Genomic DNA, 20,039 nt, shown 5'->3' with positions numbered 1-20,039 from the left:
TGCGGCTTAAAATGACTAAAATATGCCCCTCATTTTTTAGCTGTCCATAAAACGCAGAGTAAGGAGCCTTCATGTTACCTCGCGATATGACTATTGCGGATTACGATCCGGAACTGGCAGATGCCATGGCCAAAGAAGCTGAGCGTCAGGAGCATCACATTGAGCTCATCGCATCAGAAAACTATTGCAGTCCACGTGTCATGGAGGCGCAAGGCTCTCAGTTAACGAATAAGTACGCAGAAGGTTATCCCGGTAAGCGTTACTATGGTGGTTGTGAGCATGTAGACGTGGTAGAGCAACTGGCGATTGACCGTGCTAAGCAACTGTTTGGTGCTGAGTACGCCAACGTTCAGCCCCATGCAGGCTCTCAGGCCAACGCTGCTGCGTTTATGGCTCTAATTAATGCCGGTGATACTGTTCTGGGTATGAGTCTGTCTGAAGGCGGTCACTTAACTCACGGTTCTCACGTAAACTTCTCAGGTAAAACCTACAACGCGGTACAGTATGGTCTGAATGAAGAAACCGGCGAAATCGATTACGAGCAGGTTGAAGCACTGGCCTTAGAGCACAAGCCTAAGATGATTATCGGTGGTTTCTCTGCTTATTCAAAAGTGGTTGACTGGGCCCGTTTCCGTGAAATCGCAGATAAAGTAGGTGCGTACCTGCTGGTCGACATGGCACACGTTGCCGGTCTGATTGCTGCCGGTGTTTATCCGAGCCCGCTGCCTCATGCACACGTAGTGACTACCACGACTCACAAAACCCTTGCGGGTCCCCGTAGTGGTCTGATCCTGTCTGCCTGTGGCGACGAAGACATCTACAAGAAACTGAACAGTTCCGTATTCCCCGGCAACCAGGGTGGTCCTCTGTGTCACGTTATTGCAGCTAAAGCGGTAGCGTTCAAAGAAGCCCTTCAGCCTGAATTTAAAGAATATCAGCAGCAAGTTGTGAAAAACGCAAAAGCCATGGTTGAAGTGGTGCTGGAGCGTGGTTACGACGTAGTGTCAGGCGGTACTGAAAACCACCTGTTCCTGCTGGATCTGATTAAGAAAGATATCACAGGTAAAGACGCTGATGCCGCGCTTGGCCGTGCAAACATCACTGTAAACAAAAACTCTGTACCAAAAGATCCACGTTCACCGTTCGTGACCAGTGGTCTGCGTATCGGTAGTCCGGCGATTACCCGTCGTGGCTTCAAAGAAGAGCAGGCGAAACAGGTTGCGACCTGGATCTGCGACATTCTGGACAACATGGGTGATGAAAGTGTTGTTGAGCGTGTTAAAGGTGAAGTTGTTGAACTGTGTAAAGCGTTCCCGGTTTACGGGTAAGCCGTTTTATCAGTATGAAATTCCCCGCTCTTAGTCAGTAAGAGTTGATGCCGTCAGAGCAGCCTGTGCTGCCTGGCGGCTTTGTTGTTAAAAGGACCTGCTATGTTTTGCCCGTTTTGTTCGGCACAGGAAACCAAAGTTATCGATTCCCGTCTGGTGGCAGAAGGGCATCAGGTACGTCGCCGTCGCGAATGTGTTATCTGTCACGAGCGCTTTACTACCTTTGAAAGTGCTGAATTAGTGATGCCGAGAGTCATTAAACGGGATGGTTCGAGAGAGCCGTTCAATGAAGATAAGCTGCGCGCCGGCTTGCAGCGGGCACTGGAAAAGCGCCCTGTGAGCACGGAGAAAGTGGAAGAAGTGATTTTGTCGCTCAAGTCTGCATTGCGTGCTACCGGTGAGCGGGAAGTCTCCAGTGAATTCCTTGGTAATCTGATTATGGATGCACTGAAGGTGCTGGACAAAGTCGCTTATGTGCGGTTTGCGTCAGTGTACCGCTCATTTGAAGATATTCGTGAGTTTGGTGAGGAAATTGCCCGTTTAGGAGACTGATAACCGCCATGAAAACCACGTCAGCTGTTTCCATTTCTCAGGACTACGCCTGGATGGCGAAAGCCATCAGACTGGCTACGCAGGGTCAGTTCACCACATCTCCGAATCCCCGTGTCGGTTGTATTATTCTTGACAGTAACGGTGCCTTAGCCGGACAGGGTTACCATATTCAGGCCGGCACTCCCCACGCGGAAGTACATGCTCTTCGTGAAGCGGGCGATAAGGCCCGTGGCGGTACGGCTTATGTCACACTTGAGCCCTGCAGTCATTTCGGACGAACGCCTCCCTGTGCCGATGCTTTAGTGGAGGCTGGTGTCAGCAGGGTGGTTATCGCCATGACTGATCCGAACCCTCAGGTAAGCGGCCGTGGCATAAAAAAACTTCAGGATGCCGGCATTGATGTGGTGTCTGATATTCTGGCGGCCGAATCGGCAGCATTGAACCCCGGTTTTATCAAACGCATGGTATCAGGCAAACCGCGGGTAACGGTGAAACTGGGTATCAGTCTTGATGGCAAAATAGCGTTGTCTAACGGCGTCAGTCAATGGATCACCAGTCCCGAATCCCGTCGCGATGTGCAATTACACCGTGCTGCAAGTTGTGCCATTCTAACCGGCAGTGGCACTGCACTGGCCGACAATCCGTCTTTGCTGGTCAGGGAAAATGAAGCCAATTTTTCTGATTATCCTGTTTCGCCGGTAAGGCAGCCGCTCAGGGTCGTGATAGACAGCCACAACCGGTTACCGGACGATCTGCAATTATTCACAGACGGACACAAAACCCTGCGGGTAACCGGTCAGCCAGTTGCGCCGCAAACCAGTGTCCCTGCACTGGCCGTCTCCATGCGTGGCAATTACATAGACCTGTCTCAGCTCATGGAGAAGCTGGGGGAGCGGCAAATTAATGATGTTTGGGTGGAAGCCGGCCCGGGTCTTGCCGGTGCATTGTTTACTGCCGGTGAAGTTGACCGGCTTGTGGTGTATCAGGCGTCCAAACTGTTGGGTGACAAAGCACAAAGCATGCTCACGCTGGATGAATTTGTGTCGCTGGATGAAACGCCGGTACTGTCACTGACTGACGTACGGCAAACCGGCCCTGATATCCGCTTGTCATACGATATTATTAAGTAACGCTTTTGTAGAGGGTATACGATGTTTACCGGAATTATTCAGGCCCTGGGGACGATTCAGTCTCTTGATCACCGGGGCGAAGACATCAAGCTGACTGTGTCGTCAGAAAAGCTGGATATGTCTGATGTGGCCCTTGGCGACAGTATTGCCACAAACGGCGTCTGTCTCACAGTAACCGACTTCGGTACAGATTATTATTGTGCTGACGTGTCAGCCGAAACCATCCGTTACACCGGTTTTGCCAATTATAAGCCCGGCAGTACCGTGAATCTGGAAAAAGCCATGCGCCCCACCGATCGTTTTGGTGGTCATATTGTATCCGGCCATGTGGACGGCGTTGGTGAAGTCAAAAAGATTGTTAAACACAGTACTTACATTGAAATCTGGATTTCTGCCCCCACTGAGTTAGCAAAGTATATTGCCCATAAAGGCAGTATCACGGTGGACGGCGTCAGCCTGACTGTGAATGAGGTGGATGGCAATGAGTTTATGTTGTGGATCATCCCTCACACCCTGCAGGAAACGGTTATCGGCACTTATAAAGCCGGCAGTCGGGTCAATCTGGAAGTAGACGTGGTTGCCCGCTATCTGGAACGCCTGATGATGGGTGACAAGGCAGCAGAAAAGACCACCAAAAAAGACATTAGTATGGCCTTCCTGGCCGAAAATGGTTTTCTTAGAAAATAACCCTACATAAGTGAAATTATGGCACTCAACACCACAGCTGAAATAATTGAAGATATCCGTCAGGGTAAAATGGTTATCCTGATGGACGATGAAGATCGCGAGAATGAAGGCGATATCATCATGGCCGCTGAGCATGTGACGCCGGAAGCGATTAACTTTATGGTTACTCATGCCCGCGGACTGGTATGCCTGCCCATGACGCAGGAGCGCTGTGAACGTTTGAATTTACCGCTGATGGTAGATAAAAACGGCGCACAATTTCATACCGCCTTTACCGTTTCCATTGAAGCAGCACGTGGCGTAACCACCGGTATTTCTGCTGCAGACCGCGCGACCACAATTTTGGCCGCGGTAGGTAAGGATGCTAAAGCAACTGATATTGTGCAGCCGGGCCACATTTTTCCGTTAATCGCTAAAGAAGGTGGTGTACTGAACCGTGCAGGTCATACCGAAGCAAGCGTCGATCTTGCCCGTCTTGGTGGCTGTGAGCCAGCTGCTGTTATTGTCGAGATCCTCAATGAAGACGGCACCATGGCCCGTCGTCCTGAGCTCGAAAAATTCGCCGAAAAATACGATATAAAAATCGGCACAATTGCGGATCTGATTGAATATCGCAATCTGAACGAAACCACTATAGAGAAAGTTGCCCAGTGCAGCCTGCCTACGGAATATGGTGAGTTCGAACTGCATACCTTTAAAGATGTTATCGATAATCAGATTCACTTTGCGCTGAAGAAAGGTGACATTGACCCGGAAACACCTACACTTGTGCGTGTTCACTTGCATAATACGCTTAGTGATTTACTGGGTTCTACCCGCGCGATAAACCGTACCATGACGTTACCTGATGCCATGAAGCGCATTGCAGACGAGGGTGGTGTGCTGGTGGTGCTGGGTAAAGAAGAAGACCTGGAAGGGCAGGTCAGACAATTTGCTGCAGAAGACCGTGGTGAAAAGCCGGAAGGAAAAACCTGGACCGGTTCATCACGTACCGTAGGTGTTGGCAGCCAGATTCTGGCGACCATGGGCGTTAAAAAAATGCGTTTGCTCAGCAAGCCGGTTAAATACCACGCGTTGTCCGGCTTCGGACTGGATGTGGTGGAATACATTCATAATTAGTTCCCGTGTAATTCGTGAACATTCGATTTAGTTTGCGCGCAGTTATGCTATACTGCGCGCCGTTTTTTCATAGGGGTGGAATACCATGCAGGTAATTGAAGGTAATATTCGCGCAACAGGCAAGAAATTCGCGATTGTTGTGTCACGTTTCAACAGTTTTGTTGTAGAAAGCTTGCTTGAAGGTGCGCTGGATACGTTAGAGCGTCACGGTGAAGTCAGCGACAATGACATCACCCTGGTTCGCGTACCGGGTGCATATGAATTACCTGTAGCAGCGAAAAAACTGGCAGAAAAAGGCCAGTTCGATGCGATTATCGCTTTAGGTGCGGTGATCCGCGGTGGTACGCCTCACTTTGATTTTGTTGCCGGTGAGTGTAACAAAGGTCTGGCCCAAGTATCACTGGAGTATGGTATTCCGGTCTCTTTCGGTGTTATCACCACAGATTCTATCGAACAGGCTATTGAGCGTTCCGGTACCAAAGCGGGGAACAAAGGTGCAGAAGCTGCACTGGGTGCCCTTGAGATGGTGAACGTTGTTTCAGCGCTTAACGATCTTTAACCGGGGGTTACGTGAAAGTATCCGCACGTCATAAAGCCAGAGAACTTGCCCTTCAGGGTGTTTATTCATGGCAAATGAGCAAGAACGATATCGCCCAGGTGGAGTTATCACTTGCGACCAGTAACGATATGCAGAAAGTCGACATGGTGTATTTCCAGGCCATGTTGCGCGGTGTTGCGGAAAATGCAGAAGCATTAGACGTAAAAATTAAGCCATACCTTGGCCGTTTACCGGAAGAACTGGATCCTATCGAAAAAGCGATTCTGCGTATTGCTACCTATGAATTAACTGAGCGCATGGACGTGCCTTATCGCGTAATTATTAACGAAGCCATTGAACTTGCTAAATCTTTTGGTGCCGAAGAAAGCCATAAGTTTATCAATGGTGCGTTAGATAAAGCGGTGAAGACGTTACGTCAGCACGAGCGTTAACAGCGATCCATTTACGTACCTGTACGTAATGACACGACGACACTGAGTTAACCGGTAAAACGTGAAAGAATTTGATCTTATTGGCCGTTACTTTGCAAATGGCGGCCATCAACGAAAAGACGTAATCGTCGGCATCGGTGATGACTGTGCTGTTACGTCTGTTCCTGCAAATCAGCAGCTCGCCATTACCACTGATACACTGGTGTCCGGCGTGCATTTCCTTAAAGATGCGCCTGCCAGATCCGTAGCCTATAAAGCAGTAGCTGTTAATCTCAGTGATCTCGCCGCAATGGGTGCAGAGCCAGCCTGGATTTCTCTTTCCCTGTCTATGTCGCATGTGGACGAAACCTGGATGGAAGAATTTGCCAGCGGCTTGTATGAGCTGACCAGATACTATTCTGTGCAGCTCATTGGCGGTGACACGGTACGTGGTCCTCTGGCTATGACTATCACTGCGCAGGGTTTTATTCCTCCTGAAGCAGCGTTGAAGCGCAGCACGGCGAGACCCGGCGACTGGATATATGTTACCGGCACTACCGGTGATGCCGGCGCTGGTCTGGATATTCTCAAAGGGTCACGTGAAGCGAAAGAGGAAGACAGGGAGTTTCTGGTTAAACGTCATTTGTATCCCACTCCGCGTGTAGCTGTCGGAACAGCGCTGCGACGCATTGCCTCTTCCTGCATTGATGTGTCAGACGGCCTGCTGGCCGATTTAAATCACATTCTGAAAGCATCGAATTGCGGTGCAACTGTGCACGTAGACCGCTTACCCGTGTCTTCGGCCTTATTCAATTGTGTGGGTGCACAGGATGCCTACCGTTATGCGCTGACTGCCGGTGACGATTATGAACTGGTCTTCACTGTAAACGAAGAGCAGCGTGGCAATCTGGAAACGTCTCTGGCCAGCACAGGTGTAAAGGCTACCTGCATCGGTCAGGTAACCGGCCAGGCAGGCAAAACAGACTTAAAATTGTATGACGAGCCGTATCAACTGAAAGACGTTGCGGGCTACGAGCACGATTTTTAATGCAACCTGAGTACCGTGCCAGAGTATCAATGAAAAATCCGGTGCATTTTTGTGCACTGGGCTTTGGCTCCGGTCTGATCCCGTTGATGCCGGGGACGTTTGGTTCTCTGGCAGCGATTCCCTTAATTCTTCTCTTTGCGCCGGCCGGTAACGTTATTTTTATCACGGCGACGATATTGAGCTGCATTGCGGGTGTGTATTTTTGCGGTAAAACTGCCACAGATATGGGTGTTCATGATCACGGCTCCATTGTCTGGGATGAAGTGGCCGGTATGCTTCTTACTTTTCTGTTTGTTCCGCTGAGTATTTCTACGCTTATTGCCGGTTTCGTGTTGTTCCGTATTTTTGACATTTTGAAGCCTTGGCCTATCGGACCCGTTGATAAAACGGTTCACGGGGGACTTGGCATCATGCTGGATGATATTCTTGCTGGGATTATGGCTTGTGTGTGCCTGCATGGTCTCATATGGCTGGTTCCCGCCATAGGTTAACTTTCACGGACTTATCGAATAAAAAAGCCGTTCTGTTTGAAGCAGAACGGCTTTTTCGTTTATGTTTTACAGTAACCTTTCTCAGTCACCAAAATACGCCTGCACCTGACGGACAATTCCGGCGGTGTCGAGACCATGCTCAGCATACATTTCCTGTTGGGTACCCTGCAATATGAAGCTGTCAGGTAGACCAAGATGAAGTGTGTGCATTCTTTGCTTCGCAGATTGAAGATATTCGGTTACCGCAGAACCTGCACCGCCCATGATACAGCCATCTTCCAAGGTCACGATGCCTTCGTGCTCCTTGCAGATTTCATCAATAACCGCAGTATCCAGAGGTTTAACAAACCGCATATCAACCACTGTGGCATTGAGAGATTCAGCGGCTTTCTCTGCATAAGGTAGCAATGTACCGAAATTCAAAATAGCAAGCTTGTTACCTTTGCGAAGCGTACGTGACTGGCCCAACGGGATTTCAGTCATGCTTTGTTGCGGCGTGATGCCTTTGCCGGCACCGCGGGGATAACGCACAGCAGCAGGCTTCTGCGCCTTGTGACCGGTATAAAGCATCTGACGACATTCATCCTCATCAGCAGGGGTCATAATGATCATGTTAGGAATACAGCGTAAAAACGCGATATCAAATACGCCCTGGTGAGTGGGACCGTCAGCACCAACCACACCGGCGCGGTCGATGGCAAACAGCACAGGTAAGTCTTGTAGCGCCACATCATGGATCAACTGATCGTAAGCCCTTTGCAAGAAGGTAGAGTAAATGGCAACAACGGCGTTATACCCTTCTTTGGCAAGACCGGCACCGAAGGTCACAGCGTGCTGTTCTGCTATTGCTACGTCAAAGTACTGTTCAGGGAACTGCTGGGAAAACTTCACCATGCCTGAGCCTTCACGCATGGCAGGGGTAATGGCCATGAGTTTGGGATCCTGAGCCGCCATATCGCACAACCACTGGCCGAAAATAGCCGAAAACGTGGGGGCTGAAGGTGCAGATTTAGGCAGGGCGTTATCTTCCGGATTAAATTTTGGTACAGCGTGGAATTTAATCGGATCCTGTTCCGCTACAGGATAGCCTTTCCCTTTTCGTGTAACCACATGCAGGATGTGCGGGCCTGAGAACTGACGCATGTTGCGCAGGGTATCGACCATGCCATTAACATCATGGCCGTCGATGGGACCAATGTAATTAAACCCGAGCTCTTCAAAAATAGTGCCCGGCACTACCATGCCTTTGATGTGCTCTTCTGCACGGCTGGCAAACTCTTTAATCGGTGGAACGTTACTCAGCAGCTTTTTACCGCCATCGCGGATTTTATTGAAAAAGTTACCGGTAAGCAGACGTGCCAGGTGACTGTTCAGTGCACCGACGTTTTCCGAAATAGACATTTCATTGTCGTTAAGTACCACCACCAGGTCTTTATTAATGTCCCCGGCATGGTTCAACGCTTCAAACGCCATACCCGCTGTCATTGCACCGTCGCCGATGACGGCAACCACTTTGCGGTCTTTGCCTTCTTTTTCTGCTGCTACAGCCATACCCAGCGCGGCGCTGATGGATGTGGACGAGTGACCGACAGCAAAGGTGTCGTACTCACTTTCCGGAGGCCACGGGAACGGGTGCAGACCATTTTTTTGTCGGATCGTCGACATGCGGCCGGCACGGCCGGTCAAAATTTTATGCGGGTAAGCCTGATGGCCTACATCCCATAATAAACGGTCGAATGGGGTGTTATACACGTAGTGTAAAGCCACGGTCAGTTCTACTGTGCCAAGGCCGGAAGCAAAATGGCCACTGGTCTGACTAACTGAAGCCAGTAAAAACTGTCGCAACTCATCAGCCAGTTCACGGAGTTTTTCCTGTGGCAGCTTTCTGAGTTCATCCGGCGTCAGTGCCTGTGCCAGAACAGGATAGTGCGTTAATTCTAAACTCATTGTTATCGTTTCATTATGTTGTTTAGCATAAATCAGTATGTCCGTTTTACCATCAGGTCCGTAAACTCAGACAGCAATCCGGTATTGTAGGGCAAACTGTCTAAAGCTTGAAGGGCGCTGGCATGAAGACGGTTTAATTCAGCCTTCGCCTGTGCCATTCCCAGTAATGCCGGAAACGTATTTTTGCCAAGTTCAATATCGGAACCCTGCGGTTTACCGGTGACTTCGGCATCACCTTCCACATCCAGAATGTCATCCTGAATTTGAAAGGCCAGCCCCATGTCTCCCGCGTAACCCGTCAGTGCTTCGCGGTGTTCCGGTTTAAGATCATTGCAAAGTACCGTAATCATTTCCGCACAGGCCTGTAGCAATGCGCCGGTTTTCAAGCGATGCAGGCGGGTTAGAGACGCAATGTCGATGGTGGAACCGGTAGCTGCAAGGTCTATCGCCTGACCACCGCACATGCCGGCGTAACCTGAGGCTCTGGCAAGAATGCTGACCAGTTTTGCGCGCTGACCATTGGCAAAGTCGCTCATGGGTGCATCAGCAAGAATACTGAACGCCAGGGTTTGCAAGGCATCTCCGGCAAGGATAGCCGTCGCCTCATCAAACTGAATGTGACAGGTGGGCTTTCCTCGGCGAAGATCGTCATCGTCCATTGCCGGCAGGTCGTCATGGGCCAGAGAATAGGCATGAATGCATTCTATCGCCATGCTCACTGCGGCCTGATCCTGACCGGGAATATCCAGTGTATTGCCGATGATATGTACCAGTAACGGACGCATACGCTTGCCACCGGCAAGGAGCGCATATTCCATGGCTGCGCGAAGTTGTGGTGCGTGATCAGGAAGTGCGGCAACGAGGCGCAGCAAGCTTTCGTCAGTGTCGTGCTTAATCTTCTGACGTAAGCTGTCTATATTTGTCATGAATTACCTGTATAACAAGGTGGAGCGGAGCGGTCTCTCCGCCAGATTTTATCAGTCTTCAGAAGGGGTGAAATCAACCAGTGTTTGTTCACCTTGCTCAGCGAGCAATATTTTGACTTTCTGTTCTGCCTGCGCGAGAGCCTGTTGACTCAGACGGGATAATTTTACGCCACGTTCGAATTTTTCTAAAGCTTCATTCAGCGGCAGTTCTCCCGATTCCATTTCCGTCACGATGGCTTCAAGTTCTGCCAGTGATGCTTCAAAAGAGGGCGCAGATGGCGTTTTTTCTGTGGTCACGTCGGATACCCGGTGCAGTTTTAATGATAATCGCGCACATTAACCGGGCAGGCACGCGGGGTCAATTGGTTTGTCCTGTTCCTGTGTGGTCAAACGACGGGTATCTCTCTGGTTTTATTGGTGATACCTAATAATCAGCATTCATCTGGTAATCTTGTATTTTGATTATAGAATTCATAATACCGGCCGATAGAGATAATGGCATCGCGATAAGAGAGTTTTTTGAGGAGCAATAAGTGGATTTAGCAACCGTCATAGGCATGTTAGGTGGTATCGGCTTTATTGTCATGGCCATGATCCTGGGTGGGGATTTGGGCATGTTCGTCGATGTTGCCTCAGTGCTCATTGTATTCTGTGGTTCTATCTTCGTAGTAATGTCTCAGTTTACGCTGGGCCAGTTTTTCGGTGCCGGTAAAGTGGCCGGCAAAGCGTTCATGTTCAAAATCGATCCGCCGGAAGTGCTGATTGAAAAAATCGTTGAAATGGCTGATGCGGCCCGTAAGGGCGGGTTTCTCGCACTGGAAGAAGCCGAAATCGATAATGCCTTTATGCAAAAGGGCGTAGATATGCTGGTAGATGGCCACGACATTGAAGTGGTCAGAGAAACGCTGAAAAAAGATATTCAGATGACCACCGAGCGCCATGAGTTCGGTGGTTCAATTTTTAAAGGTCTGGCCGATGTTGCGCCGGCGATGGGGATGATCGGTACACTGGTTGGTCTGGTTGCCATGTTATCAAACATGGATGATCCTAAATCAATCGGTCCTGCCATGGCGGTAGCACTTTTAACAACACTTTACGGCGCCTTCCTGGCAAACGTTATCTGTTTGCCGATTGCAGCTAAACTGGACAACCGTAAAGAGGAAGAGAAACTGAATCAGTCTCTGGTCCTTGACGGTATCGTCGGTATTGCTGACGGTCAGAACCCGAAAGTCATTGAGGGAATTTTGAAAAATTACATCGCTGCCGGTAAACGTGGCGGCGGGGACGAGGAGTAATCTGCTATGTCAGATGAATGCCCTAAATGTCCCCCTCCCGGCCTGCCAGCGTGGATGGGGACGTTCGCTGACCTGATGTCACTGTTGATGTGCTTCTTCGTTCTGCTGCTGTCTTTCTCGGAAATGGATGTACTGAAATTTAAGCAAATCGCCGGCTCCATGAAGTTTGCCTTCGGTGTGCAGAATAAAATTGAAGTCAAAGACATTCCCAAGGGAACCAGTGTTATCGCGATGGAGTTTCGCCCGGGCCGTCCGGATCCGACGCCTATTGAAACCATTCAGCAGCAAACCATCGATATGACTCAGCCAACGCTGGAATTTCAGGCCGGGGATGAGGACTCATCCGGTGGCCGGCAGACACAGCGCGGGTCCCAGCGTGGTGGTCAGGCTCAGCAAACTGCATCAGACTCCGCCGCTTCATCGTCACAAAGCTCTGACAAAGAGCAGGACAACGAAATGATGAAGAAGGTGGCTGAACAACTGCAAAAAGAAGTGGCGGACGGCTCTATTGAAATGGAGTCTTTGGGTCAGCAACTGACTATCCGGATCAGAGAAAACGGTTCATTTTCCGCCGGTTCGGCATTTTTGCAGCCTCAGTTTAAGCCTGTGTTGAGAAAAATCGGTACCTTACTGGCAGAAATGCCCGGGGAAATAGAAATTTCAGGACACAGTGACGGCCAGCATATTGCCAATGAGCTGTACCGCTCTAACTGGGATTTGTCTGCACAACGCGCTGTGGCCGTGGCGGAAGAGATCCGTAAAGCGCCGGGTTTTGATGAGTCACGTATGTCCGTGACCGGTCTGGCTGACACTAAACCTCTGGTTGAAAACGCAGCCACTGCCGACGACCGTGCCCGCAATCGCCGGGTCGAAATTAACATCAATCAGGGCAAACCGTTATTGTCTGAACCTATTTCGGTGCTGGAAGAATAGCTGCGCGGGGAAAGGGCGCAACGATTAAGCGCTACGCTCCCCGTTGTATTGTGTCTCTGAAGTGAGGTTTTGACAGGACCAGCTGAACCGTCGAAATAGTCCGCTCCAGAAACCCGCCTTCGCAATATTTAAGATAGTAAGTCCACATGCGCATGAAGCGCTCGTCATAACCATCCTGCATCAGCGGTTCTTTGGCATTGATGAAAGCCTTGTACCAGTCATCCAGCGTCCTGGCATAATCCAGCCCGATATCCTGTAAATCTCTTACAGATAAGTCACTGAAACGTTTGAGGTAGTCGTTGATAACCAGCTGCGAGGGCAGAAAACCGCCCGGGAAAATATATTTCTGAATAAAATCCACACTCTTGCTGTAACTGTCGTAACGGCGGTCATCAATGACAATAGACTGCAATAACATCAAACCATCGGCTTTCAGTAGTGAGGCACATTTATCAAAAAAGTTGCCCAGATAACGTTTACCTACAGCTTCAATCATCTCGATGGACACCAGTTTGTCATACTGGCCTTCGAGTGTCCGGTAATCCTGTTTTAGCAGGGTGACTCTGTCACCCAGATTTTCTCTTTCTATCCAGGCCGCAGCATAAGCATGTTGCTCTTCAGAGATGGTTGTGGTGGTGACTTTGCAGCCATAGTGCTTTGCTGCATAAACAGCCAGACCGCCCCAGCCGGTGCCGATTTCCATCAGGTGATCCGATGGTTTCAGCTGTAATTTGTCACAGATTGTTTTTAGTTTGTGAGTCTGGGCATCGCTCAGCGAAGCGTTAGGATCCGGATAAATAGCTGAAGAGTACATCATGGTCTGATCAAGGAACCGCGTATATAACTTGTTACCCAGGTCATAATGAGCTTCAATATTTTTCTTCGCCTGACTTTCAGTATTACGGCGTAAGAAATGCTGTACCTTCTGGAGAGGGAGCACCAGCAGACGGAATTTCTCTTCCCATTTGTCCAGTACGGGTAAGTTACGGGCGAACACTCTGATCACTGAAGTCAGGTCCGGGCTGGTCCATAATCCGTCAATGTAAGTTTCACCTGATGCCACACTGCCGCCAAACAGCAAATGGCGGTAAGCTTTTACGTTGAGTATGTTTACATCGGCCTTAAGCTCACTTTCCGGATCGCCAAATTGGGCTACGGTAGTGCCATGTTCTTTGATTGTCATGTGACCTTCGGGTAACAGTGACAACACTTTAAAAAATGCACTTCTGCAAGCGCGGTCAATACTGCTGGCTTCCTGCTGAAATATAAAAGTGGATTCGCCGTGTGACATTATCTCGGTTCCTGACTTTTAGGGTGATCGTAAATTGGCGCGCGCTTGATAAATAATTTCAGTGCCTGCCAATAGATACCGGCTACGGTTTTTATTGTCATACTGGGTATACGTCTCAGTGTAGAGCGCAGATTCTCATTATTAAGTGAAATTCTTGTCATGTTCACGCCGGCTACAAAATCCTTTTTCTCTGTGTGACAGGACAGGGATAAGGAAAAGCGCTCACCCGGCGGCGTTATCTGCCATTTATAGGTCATCTCCAGCGGGTTGAACGGCGACACATGAAATGCTTTTTCCGTATCCTGCTGGCTGGCCATATCGACCAGATAATAATGTCTTTCATTCCAGGGTGTATTGCTGACTTCAGCCATCATGTGAGTATAGATGCCTGAGGCAGGGTCCCGTAAAAAATAGAAATTTACCGGACTGAAGTACATGCCAAGGGTGCGCAACTGGCCGAGAAAGTAAACATCACCGTCGAGTTCAGCTCCCTTGTTCAGTAACGTCATTTTAGACTTTACCGCAGTTTCAAGGGGCACACTGGCGTCGCCACAATAATCGGGTCGATAGAAGCGGGTGAAATTTCTCCTGTGTACGGAAAACCACTTAAGTGATTCACCGAGACTGTCTGCTTCCGACAGTTTCAGCCAGAATAAAGCGATATCGTATTCAAACTTGTGTTCCACCGGCCTGAACCGCTGGTGGAACGTTTTGCCCAGGTAGATGCCGCTTTCCGTCTGAGAAACCACTTGCTGACTCACAAAGTTGCCCCGAAGCGTTCGCACACATCCAGAGCGCTTCTGACGCCATCTTCGTGAAATCCGTTGTACCAGTAAGCGCCGCAAAAATGCAGACCTTCTTTCCCGCAGATTTCGCCGCGCCGCTGCTGGGCTGCGACCATGGGCGCACTGTATTGAGGATGGGCGTAATCGTAGCGTCGCAGAATTTTTGCCGGATCAATGGCAGCAGTATTATTGAGCGTGACGCAAAAGGTCACCGGTGCGGTATCGAAACGCTGCAATATGTTCATATTATAGGTAACAGCCGCCGGGGCATGATTTTCTTCAGGTGTTTCTTTCAGTCGGTAGTTCCAGCTTGCCCATGCCAGCTTTCTGTCGGGTAGCTGGGTGGTATCCATGTGCAGCACGACTTCATTTTTAGCATAAGGAATCGCACTGAGAATGGCAGATTGTGAAGGCGTAGGCTCAGCCAGCATGGCCAGCGCCTGATCTGAGTGGCAGGCGAAGATGACCTCATCATATTGCTCAGGTTCCAGACCGCCTACCGTTACCAGCCAGCCGTTACCGTTTTTTTCTACCCGTGAAACCGGTGTCGACAACTTTATATTGTCTGCAAACCCTTTTGTCAGCTTAGGAATATAGCTGTGAGAGCCGTCAATCAGGGTGTACCACTGGGGGCGGTCAGTGACGTTAAGCAGACCATGGTTGTTGAAGAACTGCAGGAAGAAGGCGAGAGGAAACTGCTTCGTTTGCTCCAGACTGGCAGACCATATTGCCGCACACATTGGCAGAATGTAGTAATTAGCGAAGTCGTCACTGAGCCCGAGGGACTTAATATAGTCAAAGAGTGTGATGTCGAAATCACTTTGTTGATTTTCCGCAGCGCGTTCTTTGCAGGCTTTGTTGAATGCCAAAATATCCCGTACGATCCGCCAGAATCGTGGTCTGAAGAGATTACGTCTTTGTGCAAACAGAGTATTCAGGTTGTTACCGTTATACTCAAGGCCGGTTTTTTCGCTGCGGACAGAAAAGCTCATCTCAGTGGGCTGCCGCCGGACCCCAAGTTTATCCATTAATTTTATAAAGCGGGGGTAAGTCCAGTCATTGAAAACGATAAAGCCCGTATCCACGGGCCACTGTCTGCCTTTCACGTCTATTAATTTTGTTGCCGTGTGCCCGCCAATATAATCGTTGGCGTCGTACACAGTGATCTGATGTTCTTTGTGCAATAAATATCCGCACGTAAGTCCGGAAATCCCTGTTCCGATAATCGCAATTCGCCGATGCATTATTCTCGTACCTTACTGCTGTTGTCTCATTTTCAGAGACAGCCACCTCTGTATGCCTGCTGGCAGGTTATGCAGCGTGCGCATAATCCAGCCAAACCCTGTAGGGAAGAACAGACTCTTCTTTTGTTTTTCAATGCCGTCGAGCATCGCTTTTGCCGCTTCTTCTGCCGTTATTTTCATAGGCATATCAAAATCATTTTTATCTGTCAGCGGTGTTTCTACAAAGCCCGGAGACACTGACTGAACAATAATGCCTTTTTCCGCCAGATCCACATCCAGACTCTTAGTAAAATAATGCACAGCCGCTTTACTTGCTCCGTAAGCTTCTGTGCGGGTAAACGGAATGAGCCTGGCCATACTGTCTACGATTACCAGCTGATCGCCTTTTTTAAGTTTAGGCAATAATGCGTCGACGCTGTGGATAATCCCGAAAAAGTTGATCTCAAACACCCGTCTGAATATGTCAGGTTCAAATTTATCTACGTCAACATATTCGCAATTGCCGGCATTCAGTACTGCGATATCAAATTGCAGCGGCGCGATGGCGGTGCGGGTAGCATCAAGGTCTGTTAAATCAAATTTTGCGGTGGTGATATTGGATTCAGATGCCAGCTCCGCCAGCGCTTCCTCATTTCTGCCACAAGCAATAACATGATATCCCTGACGGGCGGCATGCAGTGTGAAAGCTTTTCCTATGCCTGACGTTGCACCGGTAACCAACATTGTTTTCATGAAGCTAACCTTGCCTTTATTTTTTTGATAATCCAGCGGAGAAGCGGAATGTGTTCATAAACCATTTCTCCCATGTCGTAATAATCCCGGTGGTAGAAAATTTTGTCATCACGAACCCTCACAACACTGACACCATCCAGCGTGATAGTTTTCGCAGGTTTCGCCAGCACTAAATGCATTGTCCAGGTAACAGTATATGTGCTGGTGTTATCTTTCTGAGACAGCAGGGTTTCGTGAATATCGAACCGGCATGATTGGGTTTCATTCAGTAACTTACTGAAATACACAATCACATTATCCAGCCCGTGATGAGTGGTGATAGGGTCTATGAACTCGATGTCAGCTGTATAAATGCTATCAAGGTGGTCGGGGTTGACCTTATGTAATTCAGAATAAAATTCACAAAACCGTTTAATGATGCTCATGATGCAATATTTACTGACTGAGTAATGAAGTATGTAAAATCGTCCTGAATGTATACCAATTTTACTTACACGCGGATCAGAATCAGGTCGGCAGTCAAATTATTAAAGCGTGTAAATACTCCGATCCAAATTTATTTTTCGCCGTAGTTAAGCTCAGTGAATAATGAAAATACTGTGTTTATGACGGCTCAAAATCTCCCTTTATTTCCCTTGTCAGCACACCTTCTTCCCGGTGGCCGGATGGCACTCAGAATCTTTGAACCACGCTACGTGCGCATGGTTAAAGAGGTATGTGCCGGTAATGGTCAAATGGTGGTTTGTATGCTCAACACACAGGGTGAAAAAGAAGCCAATACACACTTCTATCCTGTAGGCACTGCAGCGACTGTTGTCGACTTCGATATGCTCGATGATGGGTTGCTTGGCATAAAGGTTGCTGGTGTTAATTGTGTAGAGATAAGTAATGTGAAGACTGAGTCCGACGGGCTACGTACAGGACACTGTCAGTCACTACCAGACTGGCACTGTGATATTACTTCTCAACAGATTTCACCTATAGACGAACGTTTACAGGAGATTTTTGAGCGCTACGCTGAGGTAGGCCAGTTATATGATGTTCCGGAGTTCCGGAATCCCATTTGGGTAATGTACCGCTGGCTCGAATTATTGCCCGTAGACGCTAAACAGAAACAGTATTTTCTTGCTCAACGCAATTGCCATAAGTTACTGGATTACTTAAAAGCACTTGTGCAGTAAATCGCCGTGTAAACTTTACATGGTAGGGGCATGAAACCATTACAATTCTGTAATCTGCTTGAAACACTCGTCTGTAGCAACTATTAACTTGATAGGATATGGACAAATACTTATGTTAGTTGGAATCCCAGTGGAACAAAGTAACAGTGTAATTAAGCCGAAAGATTGTGCGGCAGAAATGTCAGACTATATTGTTAAAGTTGCCGAACAGCGCTGCAAAGCATCGTTTGCAAGGGTGTTTGGATATTTTGCTCCGCGTTTACGTTCTTATGCGTTAAAGCAGATGGGTAATGAAGCTTTAGCTATGGAAATGGTCCAGGATACCATGTCCAACGTATGGCAAAAGGCACATCTGTTTAATGCAGAGAAGGGAAGTCCTTCAACCTGGATTTTTACGATTGCCCGTAACATCCGTTTTGACATGTTACGGAAATTACAGAACAGAAAAGAAGATGTGTGTTCTGACGACTTGTGGCCGGTTCTTTGTGAGCAGACACCAGACGTGAATGAACAGTCGCTGGACGAACAGATTACCCTTGAACAAATCGGGTATATGTTTGAAGAGTTACCGAAGAAACAAAAATCTGTTATTGAAGCCATCTATATTGATGGTAAATCTCAACAGGAAGTTGCAGATGAACTGCATATTCCGTTGGGTACTGTTAAATCCCGTACCCGACTTGCACTGCAACGCCTGAAAGGCATGCTACAGGACCATGATTAATCACCATCCGGAACAAAACCAGCTTTCACAATTTGTTCAAGGTAGTTTATCCCCCGCCGAGTCATTCATTGTCTCGGCGCATTGCGATCTGTGTCCCAGATGCAGAAAAATAGTGTCAGAAGAAACTTCACGGTTCGCTGCAGAGGTATTTGATTTTTCATCACTGTCTCAAGACGAGCAACTAGAAAGTTACAGCGCCATGCTTGCTGACATTACCCAACTCCCTGCTACGGCAAAGCCGGTAACAAAGGCCGCCTCTGTAAGCTCTATCACTGCGAAACGCGGACGTGGAGAGAAAACCATTGAACTGGATGGTCAGACTTTCGAACTCCCGCCGACGTTACAGCGTGTTATCCACAAAACGGGTTCATGGTCAGGGCTTGTTGGTAAATTGTGGCAGGCTCCGGTCGATCTCGGATATGCCGGTGTCGCCAACTTTATTTACATGGGGCGGGGAGGCAGTGTACCAGAGCATACACACCGTGGTGTCGAATATACGCTGGTACTTGACGGTGAATTTCATGACGGCAAGCACCATTACCGCACCGGAGACTTTGTGGTGATGGATGGCAAAGATACCCATGCGCCTTATTCGGATCACATCAGTGGATGTCTGGTATTTACCTTACTGGACGAACCGCTGCATTTCACATCAGGTATCGCCAGACTGTTGAATCCGTTCAGTCATCTTTTCTTCAGATAAGCCTTCCTCGCGGCTCTGTGAGCATGCTTAAGACACAAAAAAAGCGCCGTAGCGCTTTTTCGTTTATCATCTGATTAACTGATGAAATCACTGTCCGGAAAATTCAGACGCAGTGTTTGCATAGCATTTTCTTTCAGCTCAGTCAGACCTAACTGGTCATAGCTTGATACCATGATTTCCAGCGCTTCCTGCACCTGATCTGTATTGGAGTAGTTTTCCAGTACGTAGCGTCCGCGATTTGCCGCCGCGACAAAAGCTTCCCGGCGCATATAGAATCGGGCGATGGCAATTTCATACTTCGCCAGCCTTTCTTTGATAAACACCATGCGCTTTTTAGCATCAGCAGCATATTTACTGTCAGGGTACTGCTGGATCAGACGTCTGAAATCTGTGAAAGCTTCCCGCGATTTACTTGGATCACGGTCTGAGCGGTCAATCTGCATCAGTTGCTGAAACATGTTTGCGTCGGCTTCCATGTTGGTCAGTCCGCGCATGTAGAACGCATAATCCACGTCAGAGTGGTTCGGGTTCAAACGGATGAAGCGGTCAATGGTCGCCAGCGTTTCATCAATTTTACCTGACTTGTAGTAGCTGTAGATCAGGTCAAGTTGAACCTGATTGGACAACGGACCAAACGGGTAGCGTGAATCCAGTTCACTGAGTGCGGTAGACGCAGCACCGAAATTTCCGTTCTGCATATTACGTTTGGCATTATCATACATTTGCTGGGAACCCATGTTCGCCAGCGCCGCGCGTTGTTCTGAATCGTCAGACGAGCTGCAGCCCGTTACGCTAATCATGACACCAACAACAAGGGGCATCACTAATCGAATTGATTTCATATCTGTTGTCTATTCCTGCTTAACCGACTGATACGTTTAACTGCATTTTCATTATAGCGGCATTCTAGCGCACTCAAACACGCAAACTCCACATAAAAACCGGAAACTTTCC

23 protein-coding genes are annotated in these 20,039 nt (G+C 48.7%); 14 read left to right on the top strand and 9 right to left on the bottom strand.

Annotated features, from left to right (window positions below; all coding sequences use genetic code 11):
• The first annotated feature begins 71 nt into the window (after nt 1-71).
• From glyA to ACXAG2_RS19905, 9 genes are all read left to right on the top strand, one after another.
• Nucleotides 72-1,328 (top strand): serine hydroxymethyltransferase, encoded by a 1,257-nt coding sequence (glyA, locus tag ACXAG2_RS19945; RefSeq protein WP_303573109.1) that lies wholly within the window; start codon nt 72-74, stop codon nt 1,326-1,328.
• 102 nt (nt 1,329-1,430) lie between these two features.
• Nucleotides 1,431-1,880 (top strand): transcriptional regulator NrdR, encoded by a 450-nt coding sequence (gene nrdR / locus ACXAG2_RS19940; RefSeq protein ID WP_119501929.1) that lies wholly within the window; start codon nt 1,431-1,433, stop codon nt 1,878-1,880.
• Nucleotides 1,881-1,888: 8 nt separating this feature from the next.
• A complete protein-coding gene (gene ribD / locus ACXAG2_RS19935; protein ID WP_474869916.1) occupies nt 1,889-3,010 on the top strand; it encodes a bifunctional diaminohydroxyphosphoribosylaminopyrimidine deaminase/5-amino-6-(5-phosphoribosylamino)uracil reductase RibD in 1,122 nt (373 codons plus the stop codon).
• A gap of 21 nt (nt 3,011-3,031) precedes the next feature.
• Nucleotides 3,032-3,697, top strand: coding sequence for a riboflavin synthase (locus ACXAG2_RS19930; protein ID WP_474848063.1), 666 nt, complete (start codon nt 3,032-3,034; stop codon nt 3,695-3,697).
• Nucleotides 3,698-3,715: 18 nt separating this feature from the next.
• Nucleotides 3,716-4,816, top strand: coding sequence for a bifunctional 3,4-dihydroxy-2-butanone-4-phosphate synthase/GTP cyclohydrolase II (gene ribBA, locus ACXAG2_RS19925; RefSeq protein WP_119501926.1), 1,101 nt, complete (start codon nt 3,716-3,718; stop codon nt 4,814-4,816).
• Between the two features lie 85 nt (nt 4,817-4,901).
• Nucleotides 4,902-5,375: a 6,7-dimethyl-8-ribityllumazine synthase gene (gene ribH / locus ACXAG2_RS19920; RefSeq protein WP_119501925.1), complete on the top strand. Its 474-nt coding sequence runs from the start codon at nt 4,902-4,904 to the stop codon at nt 5,373-5,375.
• An 11-nt stretch (nt 5,376-5,386) separates the two neighbouring features.
• Nucleotides 5,387-5,806 (top strand): transcription antitermination factor NusB, encoded by a 420-nt coding sequence (gene nusB / locus ACXAG2_RS19915; protein WP_119501924.1) that lies wholly within the window; start codon nt 5,387-5,389, stop codon nt 5,804-5,806.
• Nucleotides 5,807-5,867: 61 nt separating this feature from the next.
• Nucleotides 5,868-6,833: a thiamine-phosphate kinase gene (gene thiL / locus ACXAG2_RS19910; protein WP_474869914.1), complete on the top strand. Its 966-nt coding sequence runs from the start codon at nt 5,868-5,870 to the stop codon at nt 6,831-6,833.
• Nucleotides 6,833-7,324, top strand: coding sequence for a phosphatidylglycerophosphatase A family protein (locus ACXAG2_RS19905; RefSeq protein ID WP_474869911.1), 492 nt, complete (start codon nt 6,833-6,835; stop codon nt 7,322-7,324). The genes thiL and ACXAG2_RS19905 overlap by 1 nt, the downstream gene beginning before the upstream one ends.
• Nucleotides 7,325-7,405: 81 nt before the next feature.
• Here the strand turns inward: ACXAG2_RS19905 and dxs are convergent, their stop codons facing one another.
• The 3 genes from dxs to xseB are packed head-to-tail and all read right to left on the bottom strand — an operon-like array spanning nt 7,406 to nt 10,494.
• Nucleotides 7,406-9,271 carry a 1-deoxy-D-xylulose-5-phosphate synthase gene (gene dxs / locus ACXAG2_RS19900; protein ID WP_474869909.1) on the bottom strand — a complete coding sequence of 622 codons (1,866 nt, stop codon included), beginning with the start codon at nt 9,269-9,271 and terminating at the stop codon, nt 7,406-7,408.
• Between the two features lie 32 nt (nt 9,272-9,303).
• Nucleotides 9,304-10,197 carry a farnesyl diphosphate synthase gene (locus ACXAG2_RS19895; protein ID WP_474869907.1) on the bottom strand — a complete coding sequence of 298 codons (894 nt, stop codon included), beginning with the start codon at nt 10,195-10,197 and terminating at the stop codon, nt 9,304-9,306.
• A 51-nt stretch (nt 10,198-10,248) separates the two neighbouring features.
• Nucleotides 10,249-10,494: an exodeoxyribonuclease VII small subunit gene (xseB, locus tag ACXAG2_RS19890; protein WP_119501919.1), complete on the bottom strand. Its 246-nt coding sequence runs from the start codon at nt 10,492-10,494 to the stop codon at nt 10,249-10,251.
• 236 nt (nt 10,495-10,730) lie between these two features.
• Between xseB and pomA the strand changes: the two genes are divergently transcribed.
• Nucleotides 10,731-11,492: a flagellar motor protein PomA gene (gene pomA, locus ACXAG2_RS19885; RefSeq protein WP_474848069.1), complete on the top strand. Its 762-nt coding sequence runs from the start codon at nt 10,731-10,733 to the stop codon at nt 11,490-11,492.
• Between the two features lie 6 nt (nt 11,493-11,498).
• A complete protein-coding gene (locus ACXAG2_RS19880) occupies nt 11,499-12,425 on the top strand; it encodes a flagellar motor protein MotB (protein WP_119501917.1) in 927 nt (308 codons plus the stop codon).
• A gap of 31 nt (nt 12,426-12,456) precedes the next feature.
• On the opposite strand, the gene ACXAG2_RS19875 is transcribed toward ACXAG2_RS19880, so the two are convergent.
• From ACXAG2_RS19875 to ACXAG2_RS19855, 5 genes are read right to left on the bottom strand one after another with little or no spacing between them, the layout of a single operon-like run.
• The gene (locus ACXAG2_RS19875; protein ID WP_474869904.1) at nt 12,457-13,716 is read right to left on the bottom strand and encodes a class I SAM-dependent methyltransferase; all 1,260 of its coding nucleotides are present in this window, start codon (nt 13,714-13,716) and stop codon (nt 12,457-12,459) included.
• Nucleotides 13,716-14,477: a DUF1365 domain-containing protein gene (locus ACXAG2_RS19870; RefSeq protein WP_474869902.1), complete on the bottom strand. Its 762-nt coding sequence runs from the start codon at nt 14,475-14,477 to the stop codon at nt 13,716-13,718. The genes ACXAG2_RS19875 and ACXAG2_RS19870 overlap by 1 nt, the downstream gene beginning before the upstream one ends.
• Complete coding sequence (locus ACXAG2_RS19865; protein WP_474869900.1) at nt 14,474-15,745, bottom strand: NAD(P)/FAD-dependent oxidoreductase; 1,272 nt, start codon at nt 15,743-15,745, stop codon at nt 14,474-14,476. Before ACXAG2_RS19865 ends, ACXAG2_RS19870 begins: the two co-directional genes overlap by 4 nt.
• A 12-nt stretch (nt 15,746-15,757) precedes the next feature.
• Entirely contained in the window at nt 15,758-16,477 is a 720-nt protein-coding gene (locus ACXAG2_RS19860) for an SDR family NAD(P)-dependent oxidoreductase (RefSeq protein ID WP_474869898.1), read from the bottom strand.
• Nucleotides 16,474-16,902, bottom strand: a complete 429-nt coding sequence (locus ACXAG2_RS19855; RefSeq protein WP_474869896.1) for a nuclear transport factor 2 family protein — start codon at nt 16,900-16,902, stop codon at nt 16,474-16,476. The genes ACXAG2_RS19860 and ACXAG2_RS19855 overlap by 4 nt, the downstream gene beginning before the upstream one ends.
• A gap of 180 nt (nt 16,903-17,082) precedes the next feature.
• Between ACXAG2_RS19855 and ACXAG2_RS19850 the strand changes: the two genes are divergently transcribed.
• The 3 genes from ACXAG2_RS19850 (at nt 17,083) to ACXAG2_RS19840 (ending at nt 19,085) form a co-directional block, all read left to right on the top strand.
• Nucleotides 17,083-17,658 (top strand): LON peptidase substrate-binding domain-containing protein, encoded by a 576-nt coding sequence (locus ACXAG2_RS19850; protein WP_474869893.1) that lies wholly within the window; start codon nt 17,083-17,085, stop codon nt 17,656-17,658.
• A gap of 112 nt (nt 17,659-17,770) precedes the next feature.
• The gene (locus ACXAG2_RS19845) at nt 17,771-18,382 is read left to right on the top strand and encodes a sigma-70 family RNA polymerase sigma factor (RefSeq protein ID WP_119501911.1); all 612 of its coding nucleotides are present in this window, start codon (nt 17,771-17,773) and stop codon (nt 18,380-18,382) included.
• Nucleotides 18,375-19,085 carry a ChrR family anti-sigma-E factor gene (locus tag ACXAG2_RS19840; RefSeq protein ID WP_474869891.1) on the top strand — a complete coding sequence of 237 codons (711 nt, stop codon included), beginning with the start codon at nt 18,375-18,377 and terminating at the stop codon, nt 19,083-19,085. Before ACXAG2_RS19845 ends, ACXAG2_RS19840 begins: the two co-directional genes overlap by 8 nt.
• A 74-nt stretch (nt 19,086-19,159) precedes the next feature.
• On the opposite strand, the gene ACXAG2_RS19835 is transcribed toward ACXAG2_RS19840, so the two are convergent.
• Nucleotides 19,160-19,927 carry an outer membrane protein assembly factor BamD gene (locus ACXAG2_RS19835; protein WP_474869889.1) on the bottom strand — a complete coding sequence of 256 codons (768 nt, stop codon included), beginning with the start codon at nt 19,925-19,927 and terminating at the stop codon, nt 19,160-19,162.
• Nucleotides 19,928-20,039: the final 112 nt, after the last annotated feature.

This window comes from Alteromonas sp. ABH4_456, assembly GCF_056160645.1.
This window is presented reverse-complemented; position numbering and strand designations above follow the sequence as displayed.